A 21,829-nucleotide genomic window follows, 5' to 3' on the forward strand; every position below is an offset into this window, starting at 1 on the left:
TGGTTTTTAAATTAAATTGATCAAGAAGTTTTCTAGCAATCTTATTTAACAATGATTTCAGAAATGCCTTTGTTACGCACAACTAAAACTTTTTCACCAGTTTTAGCTCCTCATAATTTGGCAATTTCTGATAGTTCATCAAGATTTGTTTCTAAAGAATCTAAGTCTTTAGTTTTGTTCATGAAGATTGAGTGTCAAATTCCAAAAGCAGTTCATAGTCTTTCAGATTCAGAAACCCCTAAAATTGCTGTGTTAGGACGGAATTTAGAAATAGCTTTTAGCAATGCCCCAGTTCTTGATAAAACAATAGCAAAGTTATATTCTCCATTACGTGTTTTATCAGCTAATAAACTAGCAATTTCAGCACGAGGTCCACTTGATGTTGCTTTGGCTTCGTCTAGTTGTTTTTGGTAATATCCTTTATTGTAAAATTCAATTTCAGCACGTTTGTTAATTGTTGACATTGTATTAGTAGTAATAAATGGGAAAGTTCCAGCAGCTGATTCTCCTGATAACATTGTTGAGTCTGCTCCTAATTCAGTTGCATAATAAACATCAGTTACTTCCGCACGAGTTGGGTTCGGGTTATCTGTCATTGACTCTAACATTTGTGTCGCAACAATAACAATTTTTCCAACTTCACGACATTTACGGATAATAATTTTTTCTCAATATGGCACATCGTAATATGGAATTTCTAATCCTAAGTCACCACGAGCGATCATGATTCCATCTGATGCTTCAATAATTTCATCAATGTTATCAATTCCGGTTTGTGATTCAATTTTAGAAATGATTTGAACATCACTTCCACCATGAGCAGCTAAAATTTCACGAATTTGGTGGACGTTTTTTGCAGTGTTCACAAATGAAGCGGCAATATAGTCAACACCTTCTTGTGCTCCAAAAATAATATCATTACGGTCTTTTTCACTCATGAATTCCATTGAGAATTCTACTCCTGGTAAATTAACACGTTTGTTATTTTTTACTTTATGAGTATTGAAAGCAGTAGCTTCAATCACTCCTGATTTTACAGCATCAACAATTAATTCTAATTTTCCATCTTCAATTAGAATTAAGTTACCTGGTTTTAAGTCTTTGCTCATATCATAAGCAACAGTCATTTCACCTTGACCACATTCTCTATTTAAGAATGAATCAGTATCAGTTAAAATAGTAATTTTTTGACCTTTAGTGAATTGTTGGATACCATCTTTAAATTTACCAACACGAATTTCAGGTCCTTTGGTATCTAATAAGATTGAAATTGGTTTTCCTAATTTTTCTCTAATTTGTTTTGCTCCTGCAATTCTGTACCCTTGTTCTTCATGGTCACCATGCGAGAAGTTTAAACGAATGGTTGTCATTCCATTCATATATAATTCTTCTAAGTCTTTTGGTTCATTGGTTGGGGGACCAATAGTAGTAATAACTTTCGTTCTTTTTAATCTTGCGTCTAAATCTTTTTTATTCATTTTGTTCTCCTAATTTTTATATTAACATTTTTATTGTTTAATAAATTCTGCATTTAATGAACGAATTTTGTTAATTTCTTTTATTTTATCTTGTTTTGGCATGCTTAATGCTTGGTTAATATCATGAGCGACTAAGGTTGTCCCATCTAACCCAACACATAAACCACCATGTCCAGCAATTAATTGGTCAACAGCAAACATTCCACTCGTAATTGCTAAGTAACGATCCATTGCACTTGGTGTCCCACCACGTTGAATATGCCCAAGCACTGTGGCTCTGGTAATGTACCCAGAACCAGCCTCAATTTTTTCAGCTAAAGCATGGACATCGGGATACATTTTTTCTGAAACCACGACAATCACACTACGTTTCTTTTTTTGAGCAAGTGTTGTCACTTGCTCAACAATTTCTTGTTCGCTTAATTTTGCTTCTGTTGTTGAAAGAACTTCAGCTCCGGTCGCTGTTGCAGCATATAGTGCTAAATCTCCACAATGGTTTCCCATTACTTCAACAACAGCTGCACGATTATGTGATTGCATCGAATCGCGAATTTTATCAATCGCTTCAACCACTGTATTTAAAGCTGTATCAAAACCAATGGTGTAATCTGAAGAAACAATATCATTGTCAATTGTTCCTGGTAGTCCAATACAGTTAATCCCCATTTCAGTTAAGCGTTGGGCCCCCATATAACTTCCATCTCCTCCAATTACAACCAAAGCTTCAATGCCATGTTTTTGTAAATTGGCTACACCTTTTTCTCTAATCTTTTGATCAGCAAATTCTGGTAAACGTGCTGAGCCAATCGCAGTTCCACCACGTGTTAAAATACTTTGGGCATAATTAAGATCTGCTTTTTCAATTCAGTCATGAATTAAACCTTTATAACCATCTCTAACGACAAACACTTCAATATTATTCGATGAAGCATAGCGAATTACAGATGAAACAGCAGCGTTCATTCCTGGTGCATCACCACCAGAAGTTAATACCCCAATTTTTTTAATCATAGGTACCTCTTTCCATTTTCACTTATATAATTATATATTCTATTAACTATTTATGAAAAATAAAATAAAATACTCCAAGAAAATTAGCGAAAATAAGAAATTTTTTCAAGAAAAAAACTCTTGTTTTTGTGGTGAAAAACAAGAGTTTAAATTGTAATTATAATTAGTTTTCTTCTTCGAAAGTTGAATCAGGGAAAGCATACATTGCATCCTCTAATTCATCAAACATCTCTTGAAGTATCTTTGCATCTGTCAAGTGGTTTTTAACTACTGCTTGAGCTTTTATAACTATTGCTTTAAAAGCTTCAAGAGTTGGTTGATCGATTGTTGATTCACCAGCTTTAATTAACATTACGGCTTGTGAGATCATCTGATCTAATTTAGCTAAAATTTTAACTGTTCCAGATTGATTAAACTCACTAGTTGCTTTCATGATTTTTGTGATCATTGTATTAACTTCAGCAAAATCCACTGGTTCTTCATTGATGAAAATTTCTACTTCTTCAATGACTTTTACTAAGTTAGTGCGAGCTTCATTTGAAGCACCTTGTTGTTTTAAAGCATCTTGTGCATTTTGTAAACCAGTGTTTAAAACATATAATGTTTCATCTAACATAAATTTATTAATTTCATCGATTTTTGATTCTAATTGATCAAGCGCTCTTACAACCATTTGTTTATTATCAGAGTTGTTATCAACAACTTGCTGAGCATTATAAATTACATCTTGTAATTTAATATATATTTCATGAGGCATGAATGGTTCTTTTGCAAGTTCTCTTGCAACTAAAATCATTTCTTTCAATTCACTGACAATTTTCACTGTTCCAGATTGATTAAACTCACTAGTTGCTTTCATGATTTTTGTGATCATTGTATTAACTTCAGCAAAATCCACTGGTTCTTCATTGATGAAAATTTCTACTTCTTCAATGATTGTTGATAAGTTAGTGTAAGCTTCATTTGAAGCACCTTGTTGTTTCAAAGCATCTTGCGCTTTTTTAAACTGATGGTTAAAACATCTAATGTTTCATCTAACATAAGTCTATTAATTTCATCAATTTTTGATTCTAATTGATCAAGTGCCATTACAACCATTTGCTCATCATCAAAGTTGTTATCAACAACTTGCTGAGCATTATAAATTACATCTTGTAATTTAATATATATTTCATGAGGCATGAATGGTTCTTTTGCAAGTTCTCTTGCAACTAAAATCATTTCTTTCAATTCACTGACAATTTTCACTGTTCCAGATAAATTAAATTCACTAGTTGCACGCATAATTTTAGTAATCATTGCATTAATTTCATCAACATTTATTGGTTCATCAGCAATAAACTTTTGTGCTTCTTTAATTACTTGTTTTAAGTTAATATAATCTTCACGTGATGCCCCTGGTTTTTGAAGAGTTTTTTGTGCTTTTTCAAAACTTGCTTTTAGAACAAATAAGCTTCCTTGTAAACTAACAAGATGAAATTCATCTATTGCTAGTTTTAATTTAGCATGAATATCGTTAACAGCTTCTCCATTATTTGCAGAATTCTTTACAATCTTTTCAGCTTCACCAATGGTGTTTTGCAATTGTATGTAACTATCATAAGATGCATGAGGATTATCAACGCTTCGTTTTGCAATTAAAATCATATTTTTTAATTCAGATAACATTTTAATAGAAATATCAACATCATTGATTGCTGACTCTAGGTTAGCAATCATTTTATTAATTTCTTTTATATCATCTGTATTTTGTTGTAGGGGAACTTTAGACATTAATTGTTCTAACTTCATACGAGTTTCATTAGAAGCACCTAGTTCGAAAAGAACTTTGTTAGCTTGAGCAAGACTTTTATTTAACTTATCTTTACTTCCTTGTAAATTATCACGATAAAACTGTTCAATAGCTTGTTTTAATTGTTTAGTTTTAATTTTGATTTTTTCTGGGTTGGTTGGTTTTGAATCGACAAATTCTTTAATCTTAGCAATTGTATTTTGAAATGTTGTTATAGCTCCAACAGCATGCGGATTAGTCATATCAGCTGCATTTGCTTCAATAATTAATTCTTGTAACTCTTTTAATTCATTAGCTCCTTTTGTTTGAAAAGTATTCATTGCATCATCTAATTCTTTTAGTTTTTGATCAATGGCTTGTTGATTGCCAGCATTTTGTTCAATGAACTTATTAGTTTCTTCAATCTGCGCTTTTAAAACTTTATAATCTTCAAAATATGTTTTATTTTCTGTGACAGTTGTTTCTGCTTGATTAAATAATTTTCTTAATTTTTCAATTGCACTATTTTTTGCAAACAAAATAGTTGAAGTGGCTTTCATGTTTTTAAAAGTTTCTCTTAATGATTCATTAGTGTTATCAAAATCTTTAATTGCATTTTCTAATTCATTTGCAGCACTTTCAATCTCTGCAGGTGTGGAATGTTGCTTGTCAATCACTACCTTAGCCTTTTCTTTTGTTTTTTCTAGATTTTCAAATTTTGCTAAAGCATCATCATTTTGATTCAAAAGATTTTGACTTTCACCTAGAAGTGTTTCTTGATCAGGTATTTGTTCTGGTTCTATCTGTGTTGAGGTGTCAGTTCCACAAGCAACAACAGTCGCACTCGCGCTAGCTACCATGGCAATGGTACCTAATAATGTTAATAATTTTTTCATTTTTAAAAAGTCTCTCTATTTGTTTACAAACAATGTTCTAATTCTACATTTTTTCCTATTAAATAACAATTTTTAAGCAACCTAAAAATGCTGATTTTAGGTATAAAACTATGTTTTTTTACTATTTTTCACCTAATTTGCCACAAATCAGGTGAGAAATTTAAAAAAATGAAAAATTTCACCAACTTTTTTCTAATCTATAGTGGAGGGTTTTAAAAATGACATCAAATAATAAACTAGAAACAAAGACTATCAACTATGATGAAAAAAATTCTATTGAATACAAATTGCAAGTTGATTATGCTCACAAAATTGCAGCTTCAAACTTTGATCAAATTAAATCATTAGCATTTAGGATAAGTGCTGATGTAAATGATGGTAAAATTAAATACACAAAGCAAGAAGTTAAACAATTAAGAGCTTTGATTGAACAAGGGAGTAAAGAAGTGCAAGTTATCAAAAATATGTTGCTAGTTCCAAACAAAGTGGCATTACCAATTGGACCAATTGGACCAAAGAAAATCTCAAAAAAAGACCAACTAATCAAAGACTTACAAAATGAAGTTGCTGAATTAAAACTTATGGTTGGACACTTAATCGAGGAAAATAAACAATTAAGAGCGGAAAATGCTGAATTAAGAGCAGAAAATGCTCAATTACGAGCAGAAATCGCTGAATTAAGAGCAGAAAATGCTGAATTAAGAGCAGAAAATGCTGAATTAAGAGTTTATATTGGTAAATTAGAGTCTAAGTTAGATCAACATGTTCCTAATTGAAGAATGGAATAAAAAACGAAATATTCATAAAGGATGCTTAACATCATTGTTGATTGTGAATTCAATAATGATTAGCATTTTTTGTTGGGTTTTGTCGGCCAACCCGAACCATCAGCGCCCATTCTAAGTGCTGATGTAAATGATGATAAAATTAAATATACAAAGCAAGAAGTTAAGCAATTAAGAGCTTTGATTGAACAAGGGAGTAAAGAAGTGCAAGTTATCAAAAATATGTTGCTAGTTCCAAACAAAGGGGCATTGCCAATTGGACCAAAAGGACCAAAGAAAATCTCAAAAAAAGACCGACTAATCAAAGACTTACAAAATGAAGTGGCTGAATTAAAACTTATGGTTGGACACTTAATTGAGGAAAATAAACAATTACGAGCAGAAAACGCCGAGTTAAGAGCAGAAAACGCCGAGTTAAGAGCAGAAATCGCTGAATTAAGAGCAGAAAATGCTCAATTGCGAGCGGAAAATGCTGAGTTAAGAGTTTATATTGGCAAATTGGAGTCTAAGTTAGATCAACATGTTCCTAATTGAAGAATGGAATAAAAAACGGAATATTCATAAAGGATGCTTAACATCATTATTGATTGTGAATTCAATAATGATTAGCATTTTTTGTTGAGTTTTATTGGTAAACCCAAACCATCAGCACTAAGTCTAAGTGCTGATGTAAATGATGGTAAAATTAAATACACAAAGCAAGAAGTTAACAATTAAGAGCTTTGATTGAACAAGGGAGTAAAGAAGTGCAAGTGATCAAAAATATGTTGATAGTTCCAAGTAAAGGAATATTACCAATTGGGCCAAAAGGACCAAAAAAAATCTCAAAAAAAGACCGACTAATCAAAGACTTACAAAATGAAGTTGTTGAATTAAAACTTATGGTTGGACATTTAATTGAGGAAAATAAACAATTACGAGCGGAAAATGCTCAATTACGAGCGGAAAATGCTCAATTGCGAGCAGAAAACGCTGAATTAAGAGTTTATATCAGTAAATTAGAGTCTAAGTTAGATCAACATGTTCCTAATTGAAGAATGGAATAAAAAACTTTCTATATAAAAAAGAAATGAATTCAACACTTTTCCAAGTGATTAATAACTCATTTCTTTTTAACATCATTTTAGTATAATATTTTCACTTGAATTTTACTTAAATTAAGCTAAGCAAAATTTAGTTTGGAAAATAGGGTTTGCTTATTTTTAAATTTTATCTAATTCAAATAATAATCAATTTTTATCAATGTGGTTTTTACTGAAATATCACCCTTCTTTATCATGACCATCATGTGGGGGATAAAAATCACTGTTATTAGACTCCCAGATAGCTCCAGTCAATTGATCTTTAAGACCTGGTGCATAAGGATCATATCATGGAAGTTTGGCTTGTATTTTTATATTCCCAAAAGTTAATTTGTAATCCATCATTGTCTTTTGGTAAACATTTATTACGCTTTTAAAGGCAACACCAATTTTGCCACTTGTTGTTTTTTTAAGCACTAATTTATTTGGAGTGTCAATTTTGACTGAACTAGTAAATGCTTCAAATTTCATGTCACTAGCATCTTTCATCACTTCATCAATTTGACTACCAATCAGGTCTTCATGACCATTAGTTCCAGTTCCCACTTCAAAATAAGTCCCTGGTTCTAATACTATTTCAGCTCCAGTTGCTAACTTTTTTTTAATGACATCTCATGGTGTTTTTGTTGCTTTGGCATAAGCTTTAATGTAATCTGTTTTTGCTGCTTGATCAATACTTAAGAAGGCTGTTTCCATCTGATGACCTTTATTCACGCTTCATAAATATTCATTCACATAAATAATTGAATGGTATAAAGCAGATAGCAGTTGATCTTTTTTGTTGGTACAAGTTTTTGATTCATTATTGGCATATGTTCATGGCGCAATAATTGTTGGGATTTTTAATTTTAAATCATTATTTGCTCCTCCAAAAACAATCTTAATATTTGACAATCTCATTGTTCCAAATGCATGTACTTGTTGAATAAAATTGTACAATAAATAATCAGGAGTATCATATTTCTTTAAAAATCTTTCTAATTCATTGTCATAACTTCGAGATTCAATCTTTCCATTGCTAAACATTCTAGTTTCAATAAGATTAGCAGCTATCGCTCCATTCATTCCAGGTTCATTTTTATTTTTTAAAATTAGGTTATTTACTAAAGAGTTGTTTTGAAAGTCACTCAGGATTTTTAATTGATCTCAGCCATTATCAGTGTTTAATCAATCTTTTGTGATCATAACATCTTCTTCATTAATGGTTTGTCGGGCATCAATTTCACCAGTGGCATTAGGAATTTTGTCTTTGATAATGCTATTAATAGTTTCATTGAGGTTTTTTTGAAAAGTTCCATTTTTTTGATTAACAAAATTAGCAATTGGTCGGGTTAATTTTCCATAATTTTTTAAATCAGGTGAAGTTTTCTTTAAATCTAAAAAGTTAAGTGCTGTGGAACCATTTTCTGCACCATTATGCAAGAAATGATTTGGCATTTCTTGCTTGATTTCATTAATCACTCCCATCACATTACCATCTTCACCAATTAAAAGATGAATTTCAAATGGTGCTGTTGTATGTGTATCAGTTTTGCCACTTTCATCGCGATAAAACATTTTCAAGACTGGCGTGATTGACAATGTATAAATTATTTCTTCATCATTTCCATTATCAGGAAGAATTCTTTGCCCAGTTAATTCAAATTTATCTTTGATTTCAAAACCACCATAAGTGTTGTTTCAATCCGTCCCCATTGTAATATCTTTATATTTGTCATAATTTAACTTAATCATTTCTTTAAAATATTTTGTAAATGTATGCTCGTGAAAAATGATTGCCAAATCATTTTTCATCTTATTAAGAGCTGCTTGATCTTCTAATAAATCGACTTTAATCTCTCTTTGACCTTCAGGAATTGCATGATTGTTCATTAAATATTTGAAGTTAAAAATTTGTGTTCCATCATAATCCCCATTTCCTTCTTTATCAATTGTATTGGTAATTTTACTTTGACTAAGTTCATCTTCATATGTATCTAACCAAACTTTCTCAAGTAAATTTTTATACCCTTGCACATTTTGATTCGATGTTGGTGGTTTGGGAGTTGAGCCTCCACCCTCACCCTCGCCTTCACCTTCACCATCATTGACATAATCATTGTTGCTATTGCAAGAAACAACAGTTAATGCACTTCCAGAAACTAATCCGGCAGCTGCTAATAAACTTAATAATTTTTTCATTTTTTCCTTTTCTTATTTTTGTTTTTATACTTGTTAATTTAACACACTTTTTTAGTAAGCTAATCTAACAAAGGAGTAGGTTATTTGCTTGCTTAATTACAACGCATTTTTAATTGTTCTAGTCTATTATCCATTTGCATTTAGCTCTGCAAATTTTTAAAGAAAATGAAAAATATCTTGTCTCAAATACAAGATATTTAATCTAAAAACAGATTATTGATTATACAAAAATTGATCAACACCTTGTGGGATAATTGCATAATGAATAACAATGAATTTATACAAAACTATAAAGATTTTTTATTATTAAAATGCCTAATTTGAGTTTTTTAATTTAATTCAAATAATAATCAATCTGGTTTATGTGTGGCGTCTCTGAAATAACCTCAATCTTTATCTAGGGGTCATCTTCCATAAAAACCGTCATTTAGTTCCTCGATAATTTCACCTGTTGTCTCAGGACCATTGTAATTAGGGTTAAATCATGGAAACCTTGCTTTAATTTGAATATCACCAAAGCTCAGATTGTAATCTAACTTAGCTCATTGAAAATTATCTCCCCCGTTAAGACCAACACCAAATTTGCCATTCGATCCTTTCTTAACAACTAAATCACGATCAGTTCCAACTTTAATAGAACTAGTAAAGGATTCAAATTTCATGGCAGTTGAAGTTGTCATTAAATCACCAATTGCACTTCCATTCATCTCACTATTTCCACTAGCTCCTGTTCCAACTTGAAAATGCATCCCTTGATTGATTGCTATTTTCCCCCCATTATTTAATTTATTTGTAATATCTTCTCATGAGGTGTTTGTTGCTTTTTGTAAAGCTTTTTGATAATCCGTTTTTGCTTGTCAATCCATATTAAACATTGTTTGAAAAACAACGGGGTTTTTATTAACATTTCATAAATGTTGATTGGCAAATAAAATTGATTGATATAGCGCAGACAAAAATTCTTCTTTTTTTGATTTTAACTGCGATGATTCATTATTTTTATATGTTCATGGAACAATAATCGTTGGAATCTTAAGTTTGACATTGTTATTTTGAGTATTAAAAACAATTTGCAGATTAGATAATTTAAAATTTCCATGTGCATGAACTTCATGCACAATTTGTTTTTTAACTTTTTTGTCTTGAATGTATTTATTTAAAAATTTATTTAATTTCTCATCATATGTTTCAGATTTAATTACTCTACTTGTAAATAGTCTTGATTCAATTAGCCTGATGGCAGTTTCTTCATTCATTCCTGGATCATTTTTATTTTTTAAAATTAGATTGTTCACTAAAGAGTTATTTTGAAAATGAGTTAAACTTTTAGTTTGACTTCAATCTTCTTCAGTCTTCAATCAATCACCAGAAACACTGACATTTTTTTGATTAATAAGATCACCTGGATCAATTTCAACATTAACACCTGTCTCGACTTGTGCTTTAAGAATTTCATCAATTGTTTTAACAAGATTGTTTTTAAAAATACTTTGTTTACTATCATTGACAAAATTAACAATTGGTTTTTTTACATTTCCATAATTCTTGACATACTTAGTTGAATTTTTAAAATCATTATATTCAAATTGGGTTGCTCCAGGTTCTTGGTTATTATTTAATAATTGGCTTGGCAATTTGTCTTTGACAGCATCAACCATTTGCATCACATTCCCATTTTCACCAATTAAAAGATTGATCTCAAATGGAGTTGTTTTATAAATATCTTTGTTGCCACTTTCATCACGATAATACATTTTTAGAATTGGTGATAAAGAAAGTGTATAAATCAGTTCTTTTGTTGCATTCGGTTTGGGGGTAATATATTGACCAACTAAGTTAAATTCATTACCAATTTCAAAACCACCATAAGTATCTTTTCAAGCCATTCCAATGGCAATGTCTCGATATTTATCATAGTTCTTTTTGATCATTTCTGTAAAGTATCCAGAAAATGTCTCATCATGAAAAATGATTTGCAAATCATTTTTCATCTTTTGTTTAGCCTGATCATTATGTGAAAAATCAATTTTGATCGAACCTTGTTCTGTTGGAATTGGATAATTTTTAGTTAAATACCCAAAATTAAAGATTTTTGTCCCTTCCAGATCTCCAGATAAGTCTTTCTCAATTTTTGTCATTATTTTTGATTGACTAAGTTCGTCTTCGAATGTATCGATTCAGACTTTATCTAATAAATCTTTATATTTGGCCACTTTTTCAATTGCTGATTCTGTGTTCTCATTTCCGTTTCCGCTTTCTCCGCCTTCGCCTGTGCCTTCTCCAGACCCTTCACCTTCTCCAGGGCCTTCGCCCGTTTCTTCGCCTTCATTGTCTTTTGTATAATCACGTTCATTGCCACAAGCAACAACAGTTAATGTACTAGTTGCAACTAATCCAATAATTCCTAAAAAACTTAATAATTTTTTCATAATTTCTCCTTAATATTTTTTGTTATTATCAAAATAACTTGCTACCTTTTTCACTAATCCCCTCATGCTCTTTAGTGAGAGTAGTATTAATTTTTTTGTTCACTTTATATTGCTTTGGTCATTCCTTATATGAACTAGTAGCAAATAGGTCGGCAATTTTGATAAATTCTTTTTTATCATTTTCTTTTTTGTCGCTATGCAAACAAGCATTGATCGCCAAATGTAATAACACTTCTTCCATCCCAATTAAGAATGGTGTTGATAATTTGAATTTAATCAAGTCTTCAAACATTTTTTGTTCTTGTTGATTAAAAAAGCCTTTTTCCAAAAAGTAAATTTTCAGAAATTTCATCATAAAGTCAAATCATTCTTGATCAATGGTGTGATTTTTTATTTCACCTAAAATTTTGCTAGTCTGTTCAATATTTTTTTCTAATTGTTCAATTTGACTAGCAGGGTTGGCCACTTCAATAACTTTTTTAGAATTAGTGCGTAGTTTTTTAATTTCTTTATTTTTGCGCTTAATATATTTTTTTAAAACAGTTGCAAGTTTGCCAAAATTTTTTAAGCGCATATTTTTAAAATAAAATGAGAGTTCCTTAATTTGGTTGGAATATAGTAAGGAATTATAAATTGCTTCATGATTCATTGGTAAACTGACAATTTCTTTTAAAAGCAGATTAAATTGCACTAATCAAGAAACCAAAAGATTAATATTATCTTTATCTTTTTCTAAAACCCCTACCACCATGCTTTTGTTAGCTAAGTTTTCTTCGAAAATAACAAAACCATGCTTTGTTAAATTAGTTTTAAATTGTTGATAAGCTGGATGGGTCGCAATATCAGAAATAAATAATAATTTATTCTTAAAATATAAATCAATATTTTTAATTTTTGAATTATATAAAATTTGACCTTTGTCCACTAAAATTAGTTCATCAGCAATATCAATTCAATTATCAATGTTATGGACAACTAACAAAATAGTACGCCCTTGGGTTTTATAATTGATTAAAGTATTTTTAATTTTAGCTTGTCAAACAGAATCTAAATTCGCTCCAGGTTCATCTCAAATAATTAAATTTGGATCTTTCAATAAACTAATAATTAAGTTTAGGCGGTTTTTCATTCCTCAAGAAAAATCTTTGATTTTTTTGTTTTTAAAGGTATGTAATTCAAACATTTGCAAAAGCTCTTCAATTTGCTTTTGGGCAAATTTTTGTGATAAACCTAAAACTTGTGAGATTTCATTTAAATAAGTAATTAATTTAACATCATAACTTAAAAAGTCCATTTGCGTATAATAACCCATTTCATCATTAACCTGGTAACCTTGACGTGATTTGCGTCTAATTCCATTAATGACAATCTCACCTTTATAACTTTTGAATGTTCCCATAATTGAATTCAAGATGACTGATTTTCCTGAACCACTTCGTCCAACAATCAGGGTGACTTTGTTTTTAGCAATCCCAAAATTTAAAGGTCCAATTAGTTCTAAAGCATTGAATCGTTTGGAAAAGTTTTGAAAAGAAACAAAGTTATAATGGTTGTTGTTTGTTTCATTTAAATTTGATTTTTTCATTATTTTAAATCCTTTCTCACGAAGATATAAGCACTACCAAACATGGCGATTAAGAAAAATCCCACTTGAATGTAGATGTAAATATTCATGTTTGGTTTGATAACTTGTGTTAGTTTTTTTGTTTTGGGATTATTTGCAAATTTAAATTTCATTTTGGTAAAAAAGAAATTATCTTGATTAGTAAAATCAATGGTTGAACGCGTGTTCAAAGCAAATCAATATTTATTTCATTCTTTACCAGCTTTTTCTTCAAAAAAACTATTGATGCTTGCCGGGAATAACAAAGTAGTTAATAATTGGTGGTTATCAACATAATTGACATAATCACGATAATTTTGATCATTTACAATTGCTGCATTAGTAATTGTGACGTAATCAGAAGTTTGATTAATAAAGTTTTCTTCTAAAACTCGCATAAATAATTCAGTGTGCATTTTCTTTTCAAAAGCATTCATCAAATTAATATAATTTTGAGCATAAACTTGGTCATCAAAAACATCATTATAAAATAATAAAAGATCGTTCTTACTTTGTGAATAATAATTATTCACAAAGTAAGGTAAAAAAAGACTGTTATCAATTGTTTTTTGAGCTTTATCATTTTTTAGAATTGAGTTTGAGTCTGCTTCTGTACCAATTTGTAATGATAAATATTTTCCAAATTCACGGAAATTTAATTTTCAAAATTCATGTTCAACTTTTTCAACAGTGGCATTTTTAGGCAAGGTAGTTTTTAAATAGGTGTTGTAATATCCAAAAAACTCAATTAAGTCTTTTAAAACTAATTTATGCTTTTTATTTGTTGTTTGTTTATAAACTTGGTTAATATCTTTGATACTTTTAAAAGCATTTTTAAAAGTTAAAGAAACGTTTACGACATCTTTGTTGGTAAATTTATCGTCTTGAACCATTTCTTTTAATTTGACTGACTTGATTTTTAAGTCAATATTATCTTTCCCATCGATTAAAAGTGTTTCAGTGTTAGGGTTAATAATTCCTAATTCATTTCACATTTTTAAACGGTTTTGTAACACTTCTTTTTCATCATAATTAGAACGTGTAAATTTATTATTTACATAAAAATCATTAATATATTTACTTAAATGAGGAAATTTAATTTGCCCTTTTTTAATATTTTCATTTAAGACAAAAGCATGATTAATTTCTGAAGCTTTGTATCTAATTTCACTTTTATCTTCTTTAACTAAAGTAATGTTGATGGTTTCCATTTTACTATTAAAAAGTTGTTGGGGTAAACTTGCTAGAAAAATAGAAAGTAAGATAAATGATAAAATAATCGAAATAATTTGTTGTTTTAAAAGCATTGTAATCAAGGAAATAAACGCCATGATAAAAATAATCGAAACCACTTGCATAACTAAATTAATAAATAAATATCTGACTGCTGGGAGATTATTAACATTAATCCCAATGATTAATGCTGAAGTTGCACATTGTAATAATGTTGTAATCAAAAATATGGATAATCAAATACTTGTAAAGACAAAAATGCGTGGTGTTTTTTGTTGAAGAATAATTGTTAGTGTTTGATCAGCAAATTTATTATGTAAAAAGTATGTGACTAATCTTGTTAATAAAACAAATAATAAAACAACGTTAATTAAAAAATATCAATTTAACATCACGATTTTTTGCTCACTGGTGCTAACTAAAATAGCAAACACACAAGTTAAAGCGACAAAAATAGCCGATAAAGCCAGAAATGCTTTGTCGACCAAAATTAATTTGGTGAAATATTTCGTTAAGTGATATAAATTAACTTTTCTATTTTTATGTTTTTTCTTATTGGGCAATGCATGTGTTGATGCATCTGTTATAGTTTTCATTTGAAACCTCTTTCTCAAAATTGAAGATGCAGAAACAGTTGATATGCTTTCAATCCATACCTAAAGACAGTCTTCATAACCATTATTGTGTGATATTGATTGATTAAATTATTGTTTTAATTTTGGTGTCATAAACACCAAAAAGAATTTTAAAATTATTTTTTGGCATAATTTAGCCTTAAATAAATAAGCAAAATAAACTAAACTAATCGTAGTTTAGTTTGAAATATATTTGCAAATTTATTGTTTAGCCAATAAATAATATTTTTGTTATTTTTAAAACTTGTTTCTGCATTAATTGTTTTAAAAATTAAGATCTATTATGAAATATTGTATTTTTTAGTTTAAATTTATGCTATTTCTAATAATAATCAATCTTGTTTGACGGCATGTTTTAAATAATATTCACGCTCATGTGCATAAGATGAGCCATAAAAATTAGCTTTATTCTCTTGGGTAATTGGACCAGTTCATTGGACACCCGGTTCTGTTTCCTGACCAAATCCTCTAAAAGGAACTCTCAGCATAATTTGTATTGAACCAAATTTTAGATTGTAATTCATCAAAGTATTTGTTGGATTGAAAATATCATTTATTTTCGCAATCCCTAACCCAATTTTTCCCTTTGATGTTTTTTTCATCACTAACGGTTGAGAGTTACTCATAATTTCCATTGAACTAGTGAATGCTTCAAACTTCATTTCTTGAGAGCTTTTAATTACTTGATCAAGTTGGCTACCTATCATTGAAGTATGAGTTCCTACTTCAAAATTTAATCCTTTTTGCATTGCTAATGATTGCCCAGCATCTAATTTAGCCTTAACATCATCTCACTGAATTTTATTTGTCATTGTAAAAGCTTTTTTATAATCTGCTTTGGCTGCATCACTTATTTGAAATAATGTATTATCAACTGTTGGAGATTGATTTACACTTCATAAGTGTTGATTAATAAACAAGATTGATTGATATAAAGCTAATAAAAGTTGTTTTTCTTTGGTTTGATAATTAGTTGATGCGTTATTTTTGTATGTTCAAGGAATACTAATTGTTGGGATTTTTAATTTTAAACCACCATTGGCCCCACCAAAAACAAGGTTGATATTAGATAAAGCAAAAGTTCCATGTGTACTAATTTGTAGAAGCATGTTTTGAAGAGCTTCCCCATCCTTGATTCCATATTTTTTTAAAAATGTTGTTAACTCTTCATTGTATGCATCAGCTTTAAGAGTTTTATCTTTCATCAATCTTTTTTGAATCAGGTCCATGGCTGTAGCTTCGGTCATACCATTTGAAGATTTATCTTTTAAAATTAAATTATTAGCTAAAGAATTGTTTTCAAATTGATTTATAGTATTTAGCACATCTCAATCTTTTTTAGTATTTAATCAATCACCTTCAATATTGATATTTTTTCCATCAATAGTATTGTTTTCATCAAGTTCACTTGTTGTACCTTGAACTTTATCTGCCACAATTTGATCAATCATTTCCTTAATACCTTGTTTAAATGAGCCAGTTGGTTGATTTAAAAAGTTAGCAATTGGTTGACCTAGATGACCATAATTTTTTAAATTAGGATTTGTGTTTTTTAATGCATTAAAGTTGAAATTAGTTGATTTAGCATCATTTGGATTATTTAATACTTTAGTTGGTAATTCATTTCTCACAACTTCAATCATTTGCATAATGTTTCCATCTTCTCCAATTAAAAGGGCCATTTCAAATGGAGTTGTTTTATAAATATCTTTGTTACCACTTTCATCACGATAATACATTTTGATTGTTGGATTCAATGTAATTTGATAAAGCAATTCTACTGTTTCTTCGCTTGTTGACTTTGCATTAATTTTGACTTTTTGTCCTAATAATTGAAACTTATCTTCAATTTCAAAACCAGCAAATGTCTCATTTCATTCCCCACCCATTGCAATGTCTTTATATTTATCATGATTTAACGTAATCATGTTTTTAAAATATTTACTAAATGTGTTGTGGTGAAAAATGATGTTTAAATCATTTTTCATTTTTTCTTTAGCTTCTTTGTCATTTCTTAAATCTTGGTTTTGAGGTTGACCTTCTTCAACTTTATATTTGTCAATTAAATATTTGAAATTGAAAAATTTGCTATTGGTAAGATCCCCGGCCCCTTCTTTGTTGATTTTAGTAATCACTCTAGCTTGACTTTCTTGATCATTGTATGTATCTAATCAAACTTTTTGCAAAGCATCTTTATAACTAACAACATTTTCAATAGTTGCTGAAGATGTTCCTTCTTCTACAACATCCTCTTCGTCACTAGTTGTTTTGTTGCAAGCAACAACAGTTAATGTACTAGTTGCCACTAATCCGATAATTCCTAATAAACTTAGTAGTTTTTTCATTTTTAATTCCCCTTCTATTGTTGTGATTCTTGACACATGCTAATTTAAACACACATTTTTTATTAACTTACATAACAAAGAAGTAGGCAATCAACCAACTGAATAAAAGTAAATTTTCATTATTGTCTTGTGTGATGCATTTTCCTAAAAATTGGTTATTTTGCTCTTTTTTAAAACAATTTTGGGCAAAAAAGGCAAAAAAGAACGATTTTTACCCAATTTTTAGCAATTTTTGATAATTAAACAGGTTTTCAGAAATATACAACAATGATAAAAGCTGAAACAAAAATAAATGTTCCAAACACAACTTTTTGTGAATCGCAAGGTCAAGATTTGATTTGACTATTGATTTTCTCTTGTTATATAATGGGTAAAGTTTTTAGAAAAGGGGGATATATAATGAAAACAAAATTTGAGGGAATGTATAAGGGGGGGCTTAATTACCATAATTGTTGGTAGTGTATTCGCTATTTTAGGATTTACTGTAAGCTTTGTAATAACTGTAATAAATTGCTTTAGTTATTGGTATTCAGATCTTAACAATATTATAGAAATGGTTATGTCATTAATAATGGTCATCACACCTATTGTAATATTGGTTTTCGCAAGTAAGGATTTAAAAAATAAATCAACAAGTAGACAAAAAACTCTTGGTATTTTAGCAACTGTTTGAAGTGGAGTAATATTGATTTATACAATTTCTTCATTCTTCATATTTATAGGAGCACTTTATGGAGGGTGATTTGTAAGCTTATCTGTCATATTATGCGCAATTGGAGGAATCTTGTTATTAGTCGTTAAAAATGAAGCAACTACTAAACAAACAACACCGCTAGTGTCAAACGATTTCCAATTCATGGTTGATCAAGCTGTTCAACAATTAAATGATGCAATGCTAACAATTAAAGATGCACATAAAACAAATGTTGACACAAAAGAGTTAAAAGAGAAAATTAAAGAAGCTAAATTAATTTCTGCGGATTACAAACCAAAACAAGCATGACACAATTTCCAAGATGTCATTAAATCAGCTGAAGAAGTGATCAACAATGTGACTGAAATTCCAGCTACTAAAAAAGCATAATTTTTAAAACTTTATGATTTAAAAATTATTAAGTTTAAAAAGCTAAATATTTTAAAAGTAGGTCACCCTACTTTTTTAATTTTGCATGTTTTTGTTGAATAACATGCAACAAAAACATGATTATTAGAAAGCAAATTTTATCTTCATAAAAAAGTGTGAGAATATATTTAAAAAGGAACATATGAGACCGATCAAGAAAAACACCGATCCACAATTAAAACCATTTGCAAGAATTAAAAATCCCTTCTGAAAAATTGATAATTGAAAAGACATCTTACAAATGGCAATTCCGATTTTTATTCAATTATCTTTTAATGTGATTATTGCCCAAATTAACATTATTGCCATTAATCATTATCAAAATGGAGTATATGCTGATGCAGTTTCTAAAGCTGTTTTAACTTATGTCACTTTACAATTTATTCCGACTTTAATTGCTAGTGGGAGTTTAGTGGTTTGCGGTAATTTAATTGGTCAAGGTAGAACTAATGAAATTGGTAAAGTGATTATTACTGGGATCATCATCAACTTTGCAATTACTAGTTTTATTTTTATCTTTGTCCAAGTGTTTGCAAGTCAAATTTTAGATTTAATGAATGCTGGACAATTTCATGAAAAACTACCTAACGGAAAAACCCCGAAAGTCTTTACAATTAGTTATTATCGTTTATTAAATATTCAGCTATTAGTGCTTTCTTTATCACAAGTGTGGATTTCGGGATTACAAGCAATTAAGAAAAATATCCATGTCACAATTGGGGCCATTGCAAGTAATATTGTGGATTTAATTTTTGTCACTTTAGTTTTATTTGCTTTTAACCTTGATCCGATTTGATCAGCCCTTTCAATATGTATTGCTGGGGTTGTGCAATTAATTTATATGTTAGTGATGAATCTTAAACTAATTGATTACAAAACCCATAAAGGTCGTCATATTAATTTTAAAATGGCGAAGGAAACGTTTAAAGTTGGTTTGCCAATTGCTTTAGAAATGGGGATTTGAAGTTTATGTAATTTTGCAACTGGAACTGCCATTGCCCATTTAGTGATTGGACAAGGTGGAGAAACTTCAAATCCATGAATTGTTTTACATCGTTCGATAAATTCGATTAGTCAATTTTCTTTTGCTTTCATGCAAGCTATGGGGACGGTGACAGCCGTCATGGTTTCGAGAAAAATTGGGGAAGGCAAAATTAATGAAGCTTATCAAGCAGGAATTAGTTGTTGAAAAACAGCGATGTATGCCTCTATCTTTTTTGGGGCATTTATGTTAAGTTTTGCTTATTTATTACTGCTCATGTTTAACCATACTCCACAACAAATTATTCCTTGAGGATTTTCTTTAATGGCGATTATTTCCCTGAAATTAATTGTTGATACTGTCAATATGACTTTATTAAGAGCTTGTTGAGCAGTCGGGGATTTATGATATCCATTAATTATTTCAATTATCACAATGGGAATTGGGATGGTTGGTCTACCGATGATGATTGTTTATGGTTTTAAAGTTTATGAAGGAATGGGTTTAATTCTTATTTATCTTGGGGTTGTTGTTGATCCATTATTGCGTTCTATTATTTATTCCACACGTTGAATCAAAGGCACATGAACCAAATATGCAAAGCAAATTTCATAATATTAATTTTTGTTTGTTTAACTATTTTTCAAAATCAAATAAAAAGTTAAAATGTATATATGGAGGACCTTATGGAAATTTCAGATTTTTGAACAAACAAAATTCGTGGCGAAATAACAAAAAGAACTATTAATATACTATGTATTTCAATTGGTATTTTATTATTTTTCTTTGGATTTCTATTTGAAATAGTACCAATAACTACTTTTACTGAAAATAAACCAGAAAGTATGAAAATTTTCAAAATTTATTTATACTGAAATTTATTTTTATTTTTAACATTAGCATTCATTCAAAATATTTTTGGACGTGTAATTTTATGCAAAATCAAAAACAGTGTTTTTCATAACGATATTACTTATTTAAGTGAAACAAAAAGTTATTTATACTTTTTTATTTATGAATATAAAAATATCAATGATCAAATTCAAAAAATTATTAATAATGATAATTTTAGTAAAACTAAAAATTTAGAAACATTGAAATTTTTGAATCTAAAAAACATTTTAATGAATTTATATTTATGATTTTTTTTAATTAGTTTTCTCGTTATGCAATTATCCATCAAAAAAAGTGGTTGACATTGAGAATTAATGTTAGCCATTTGCACGCTGTGTGTATATATTGTCATTATTTTTCCACTTGTAATCATTAGACAAATAATTTTTAATACCTGAACAAAAAAATATATCTATAACATGATTAGTGAAGAACAATATTTTTTAAAATATAAATATTTAATTGCCAAAAGAACTAAGCAAAAAATGTTAATTGTGAGTAAAAAAGATGATTTTTAAATCATCTTTTTCTTTATTATTTTATGTCATTGTTTTATTCTGACTCTAAAATTTTTTTGATTTTTTGATCATTAACACGTAATTTTCAATGACAAATAAATCTTATAAACAACAAAACAACACCAGAAATCCAACAAAAAACTCAATATCAAATAGTAAATAGCATGAACTTAATAAAACTATATCATTCATCTTTAGAAGCATCTTTTCCTTCTTCTATCAAAAATATAGGAACGCTTAAATAAAACACTATCAACAAAGGATTACCATTTGTTCTAGGAGGAAGTCAATCATCTTTAAAATTATCTGTTATGTCATTAAAAACATCATGATACATTGATTTTGTTAAGAATAAAGTAGAAATTACCCTAAAGGAAGCAATGTAATATCCTTTTTTATTTAAAATAAAAGTTTTAAGTAAAATATAACTAAGATTGATAAAAACGATTACAAGTATAACAATTAGTATTACTAAAGGAATTTGTAAACCTATATTGTTTTTTGTTTGTATCGGGTCTGTAAAGAATTTTGTGTAAATTCCAAAACACACGATTAACTTTGTAGTAAGTTAATAATGAAGAATGGAGATAACACATGAAAAAACAACCAAAAGATTCTTTCGAACAAGGTCTAGACCTAATACTTGAAAATGAAAAAGATTTTTCAAAAATTTTTAATGAAGATGGGCTATTTAAAAAGCTAACGAAAAGAATTGTTGAAAGGGCTTTAAATACTGAAATGGATGCCTATTTAGGGTATGAAAAATATAACCGAAATACAGATGAAAATAACTATCGAAATGGGACAAGTTCCAAAACAATTTTGACTGAAAATGGTGAAATTGATTTAGTCATTCCAAGAGA

16 protein-coding genes are annotated in these 21,829 nt (G+C 29.1%); 7 read left to right on the forward strand and 9 right to left on the reverse strand.

Annotated elements, in window-relative coordinates; genetic code table 4:
* Positions 1–41: 41 nt before the first annotated feature.
* From pyk to P695_RS06265, 4 genes are all read right to left on the reverse strand, one after another.
* Complete coding sequence (gene pyk / locus P695_RS0101635) at positions 42–1,478, reverse strand: pyruvate kinase (RefSeq protein ID WP_028126559.1); 1,437 nt, start codon at positions 1,476–1,478, stop codon at positions 42–44.
* 30 nt (positions 1,479–1,508) lie between these two features.
* Complete coding sequence (gene pfkA / locus P695_RS0101640; protein ID WP_028126560.1) at positions 1,509–2,489, reverse strand: 6-phosphofructokinase; 981 nt, start codon at positions 2,487–2,489, stop codon at positions 1,509–1,511.
* A gap of 163 nt (positions 2,490–2,652) precedes the next feature.
* Positions 2,653–3,474 (reverse strand): hypothetical protein, encoded by an 822-nt coding sequence (locus P695_RS0101645; RefSeq protein ID WP_028126561.1) that lies wholly within the window; start codon positions 3,472–3,474, stop codon positions 2,653–2,655.
* Positions 3,411–5,156: a lipoprotein gene (locus tag P695_RS06265; RefSeq protein ID WP_028126562.1), complete on the reverse strand. Its 1,746-nt coding sequence runs from the start codon at positions 5,154–5,156 to the stop codon at positions 3,411–3,413. The genes P695_RS0101645 and P695_RS06265 overlap by 64 nt, the downstream gene beginning before the upstream one ends.
* A gap of 218 nt (positions 5,157–5,374) precedes the next feature.
* On the opposite strand from P695_RS06265, the gene P695_RS0101655 reads away from it, so the two are divergent.
* The 3 genes from P695_RS0101655 to P695_RS0101665 all read left to right on the forward strand — a co-directional run bounded on the left by P695_RS0101655 (position 5,375) and on the right by P695_RS0101665 (position 6,987).
* Positions 5,375–5,944, forward strand: coding sequence for a hypothetical protein (locus tag P695_RS0101655; protein WP_028126563.1), 570 nt, complete (start codon positions 5,375–5,377; stop codon positions 5,942–5,944).
* A gap of 69 nt (positions 5,945–6,013) precedes the next feature.
* A complete protein-coding gene (locus tag P695_RS05345) occupies positions 6,014–6,487 on the forward strand; it encodes a hypothetical protein (protein WP_104207556.1) in 474 nt (157 codons plus the stop codon).
* Positions 6,488–6,663: 176 nt separating this feature from the next.
* Positions 6,664–6,987, forward strand: coding sequence for a hypothetical protein (locus P695_RS0101665; RefSeq protein WP_028126564.1), 324 nt, complete (start codon positions 6,664–6,666; stop codon positions 6,985–6,987).
* 156 nt (positions 6,988–7,143) lie between these two features.
* On the opposite strand, the gene P695_RS0101670 is transcribed toward P695_RS0101665, so the two are convergent.
* The 5 genes from P695_RS0101670 to P695_RS0101690 form a co-directional block, all read right to left on the reverse strand.
* A complete protein-coding gene (locus P695_RS0101670; RefSeq protein ID WP_028126565.1) occupies positions 7,144–9,204 on the reverse strand; it encodes a lipoprotein in 2,061 nt (686 codons plus the stop codon).
* A gap of 329 nt (positions 9,205–9,533) precedes the next feature.
* A complete protein-coding gene (locus P695_RS0101675; protein ID WP_028126566.1) occupies positions 9,534–11,633 on the reverse strand; it encodes a lipoprotein in 2,100 nt (699 codons plus the stop codon).
* Positions 11,634–11,658: 25 nt separating this feature from the next.
* Positions 11,659–13,218 carry an ATP-binding cassette domain-containing protein gene (locus tag P695_RS05845; RefSeq protein WP_051437321.1) on the reverse strand — a complete coding sequence of 520 codons (1,560 nt, stop codon included), beginning with the start codon at positions 13,216–13,218 and terminating at the stop codon, positions 11,659–11,661.
* The gene (locus P695_RS0101685; RefSeq protein ID WP_028126567.1) at positions 13,218–15,065 is read right to left on the reverse strand and encodes a hypothetical protein; all 1,848 of its coding nucleotides are present in this window, start codon (positions 15,063–15,065) and stop codon (positions 13,218–13,220) included. The genes P695_RS05845 and P695_RS0101685 overlap by 1 nt, the downstream gene beginning before the upstream one ends.
* Before the next feature lie 350 nt (positions 15,066–15,415).
* Complete coding sequence (locus P695_RS0101690; RefSeq protein WP_028126568.1) at positions 15,416–17,449, reverse strand: lipoprotein; 2,034 nt, start codon at positions 17,447–17,449, stop codon at positions 15,416–15,418.
* A gap of 559 nt (positions 17,450–18,008) precedes the next feature.
* Here P695_RS0101690 and P695_RS06065 point away from each other — a divergent pair.
* From P695_RS06065 to P695_RS0101720, 4 genes are all read left to right on the forward strand, one after another.
* On the forward strand, positions 18,009–18,533 hold the full coding sequence (locus P695_RS06065; protein WP_156922730.1) for a hypothetical protein: 525 nt from the start codon (positions 18,009–18,011) through the stop codon (positions 18,531–18,533).
* Between the two features lie 181 nt (positions 18,534–18,714).
* Positions 18,715–20,169, forward strand: a complete 1,455-nt coding sequence (locus P695_RS0101705; protein WP_028126571.1) for an MATE family efflux transporter — start codon at positions 18,715–18,717, stop codon at positions 20,167–20,169.
* A 71-nt stretch (positions 20,170–20,240) separates the two neighbouring features.
* Complete coding sequence (locus tag P695_RS0101710) at positions 20,241–20,966, forward strand: hypothetical protein (RefSeq protein WP_028126572.1); 726 nt, start codon at positions 20,241–20,243, stop codon at positions 20,964–20,966.
* A 594-nt stretch (positions 20,967–21,560) separates the two neighbouring features.
* A partial coding sequence (locus P695_RS0101720; RefSeq protein WP_028126574.1) for an IS256 family transposase occupies positions 21,561–21,829 on the forward strand: 269 nt, incomplete at its 3' end.

The sequence above is a fragment of the Williamsoniiplasma lucivorax ATCC 49196 genome (assembly GCF_000518285.1).
Classification (GTDB): Bacteria; Bacillota_I; Bacilli_A; order Mycoplasmatales; family Mycoplasmataceae; genus Williamsoniiplasma; species Williamsoniiplasma lucivorax.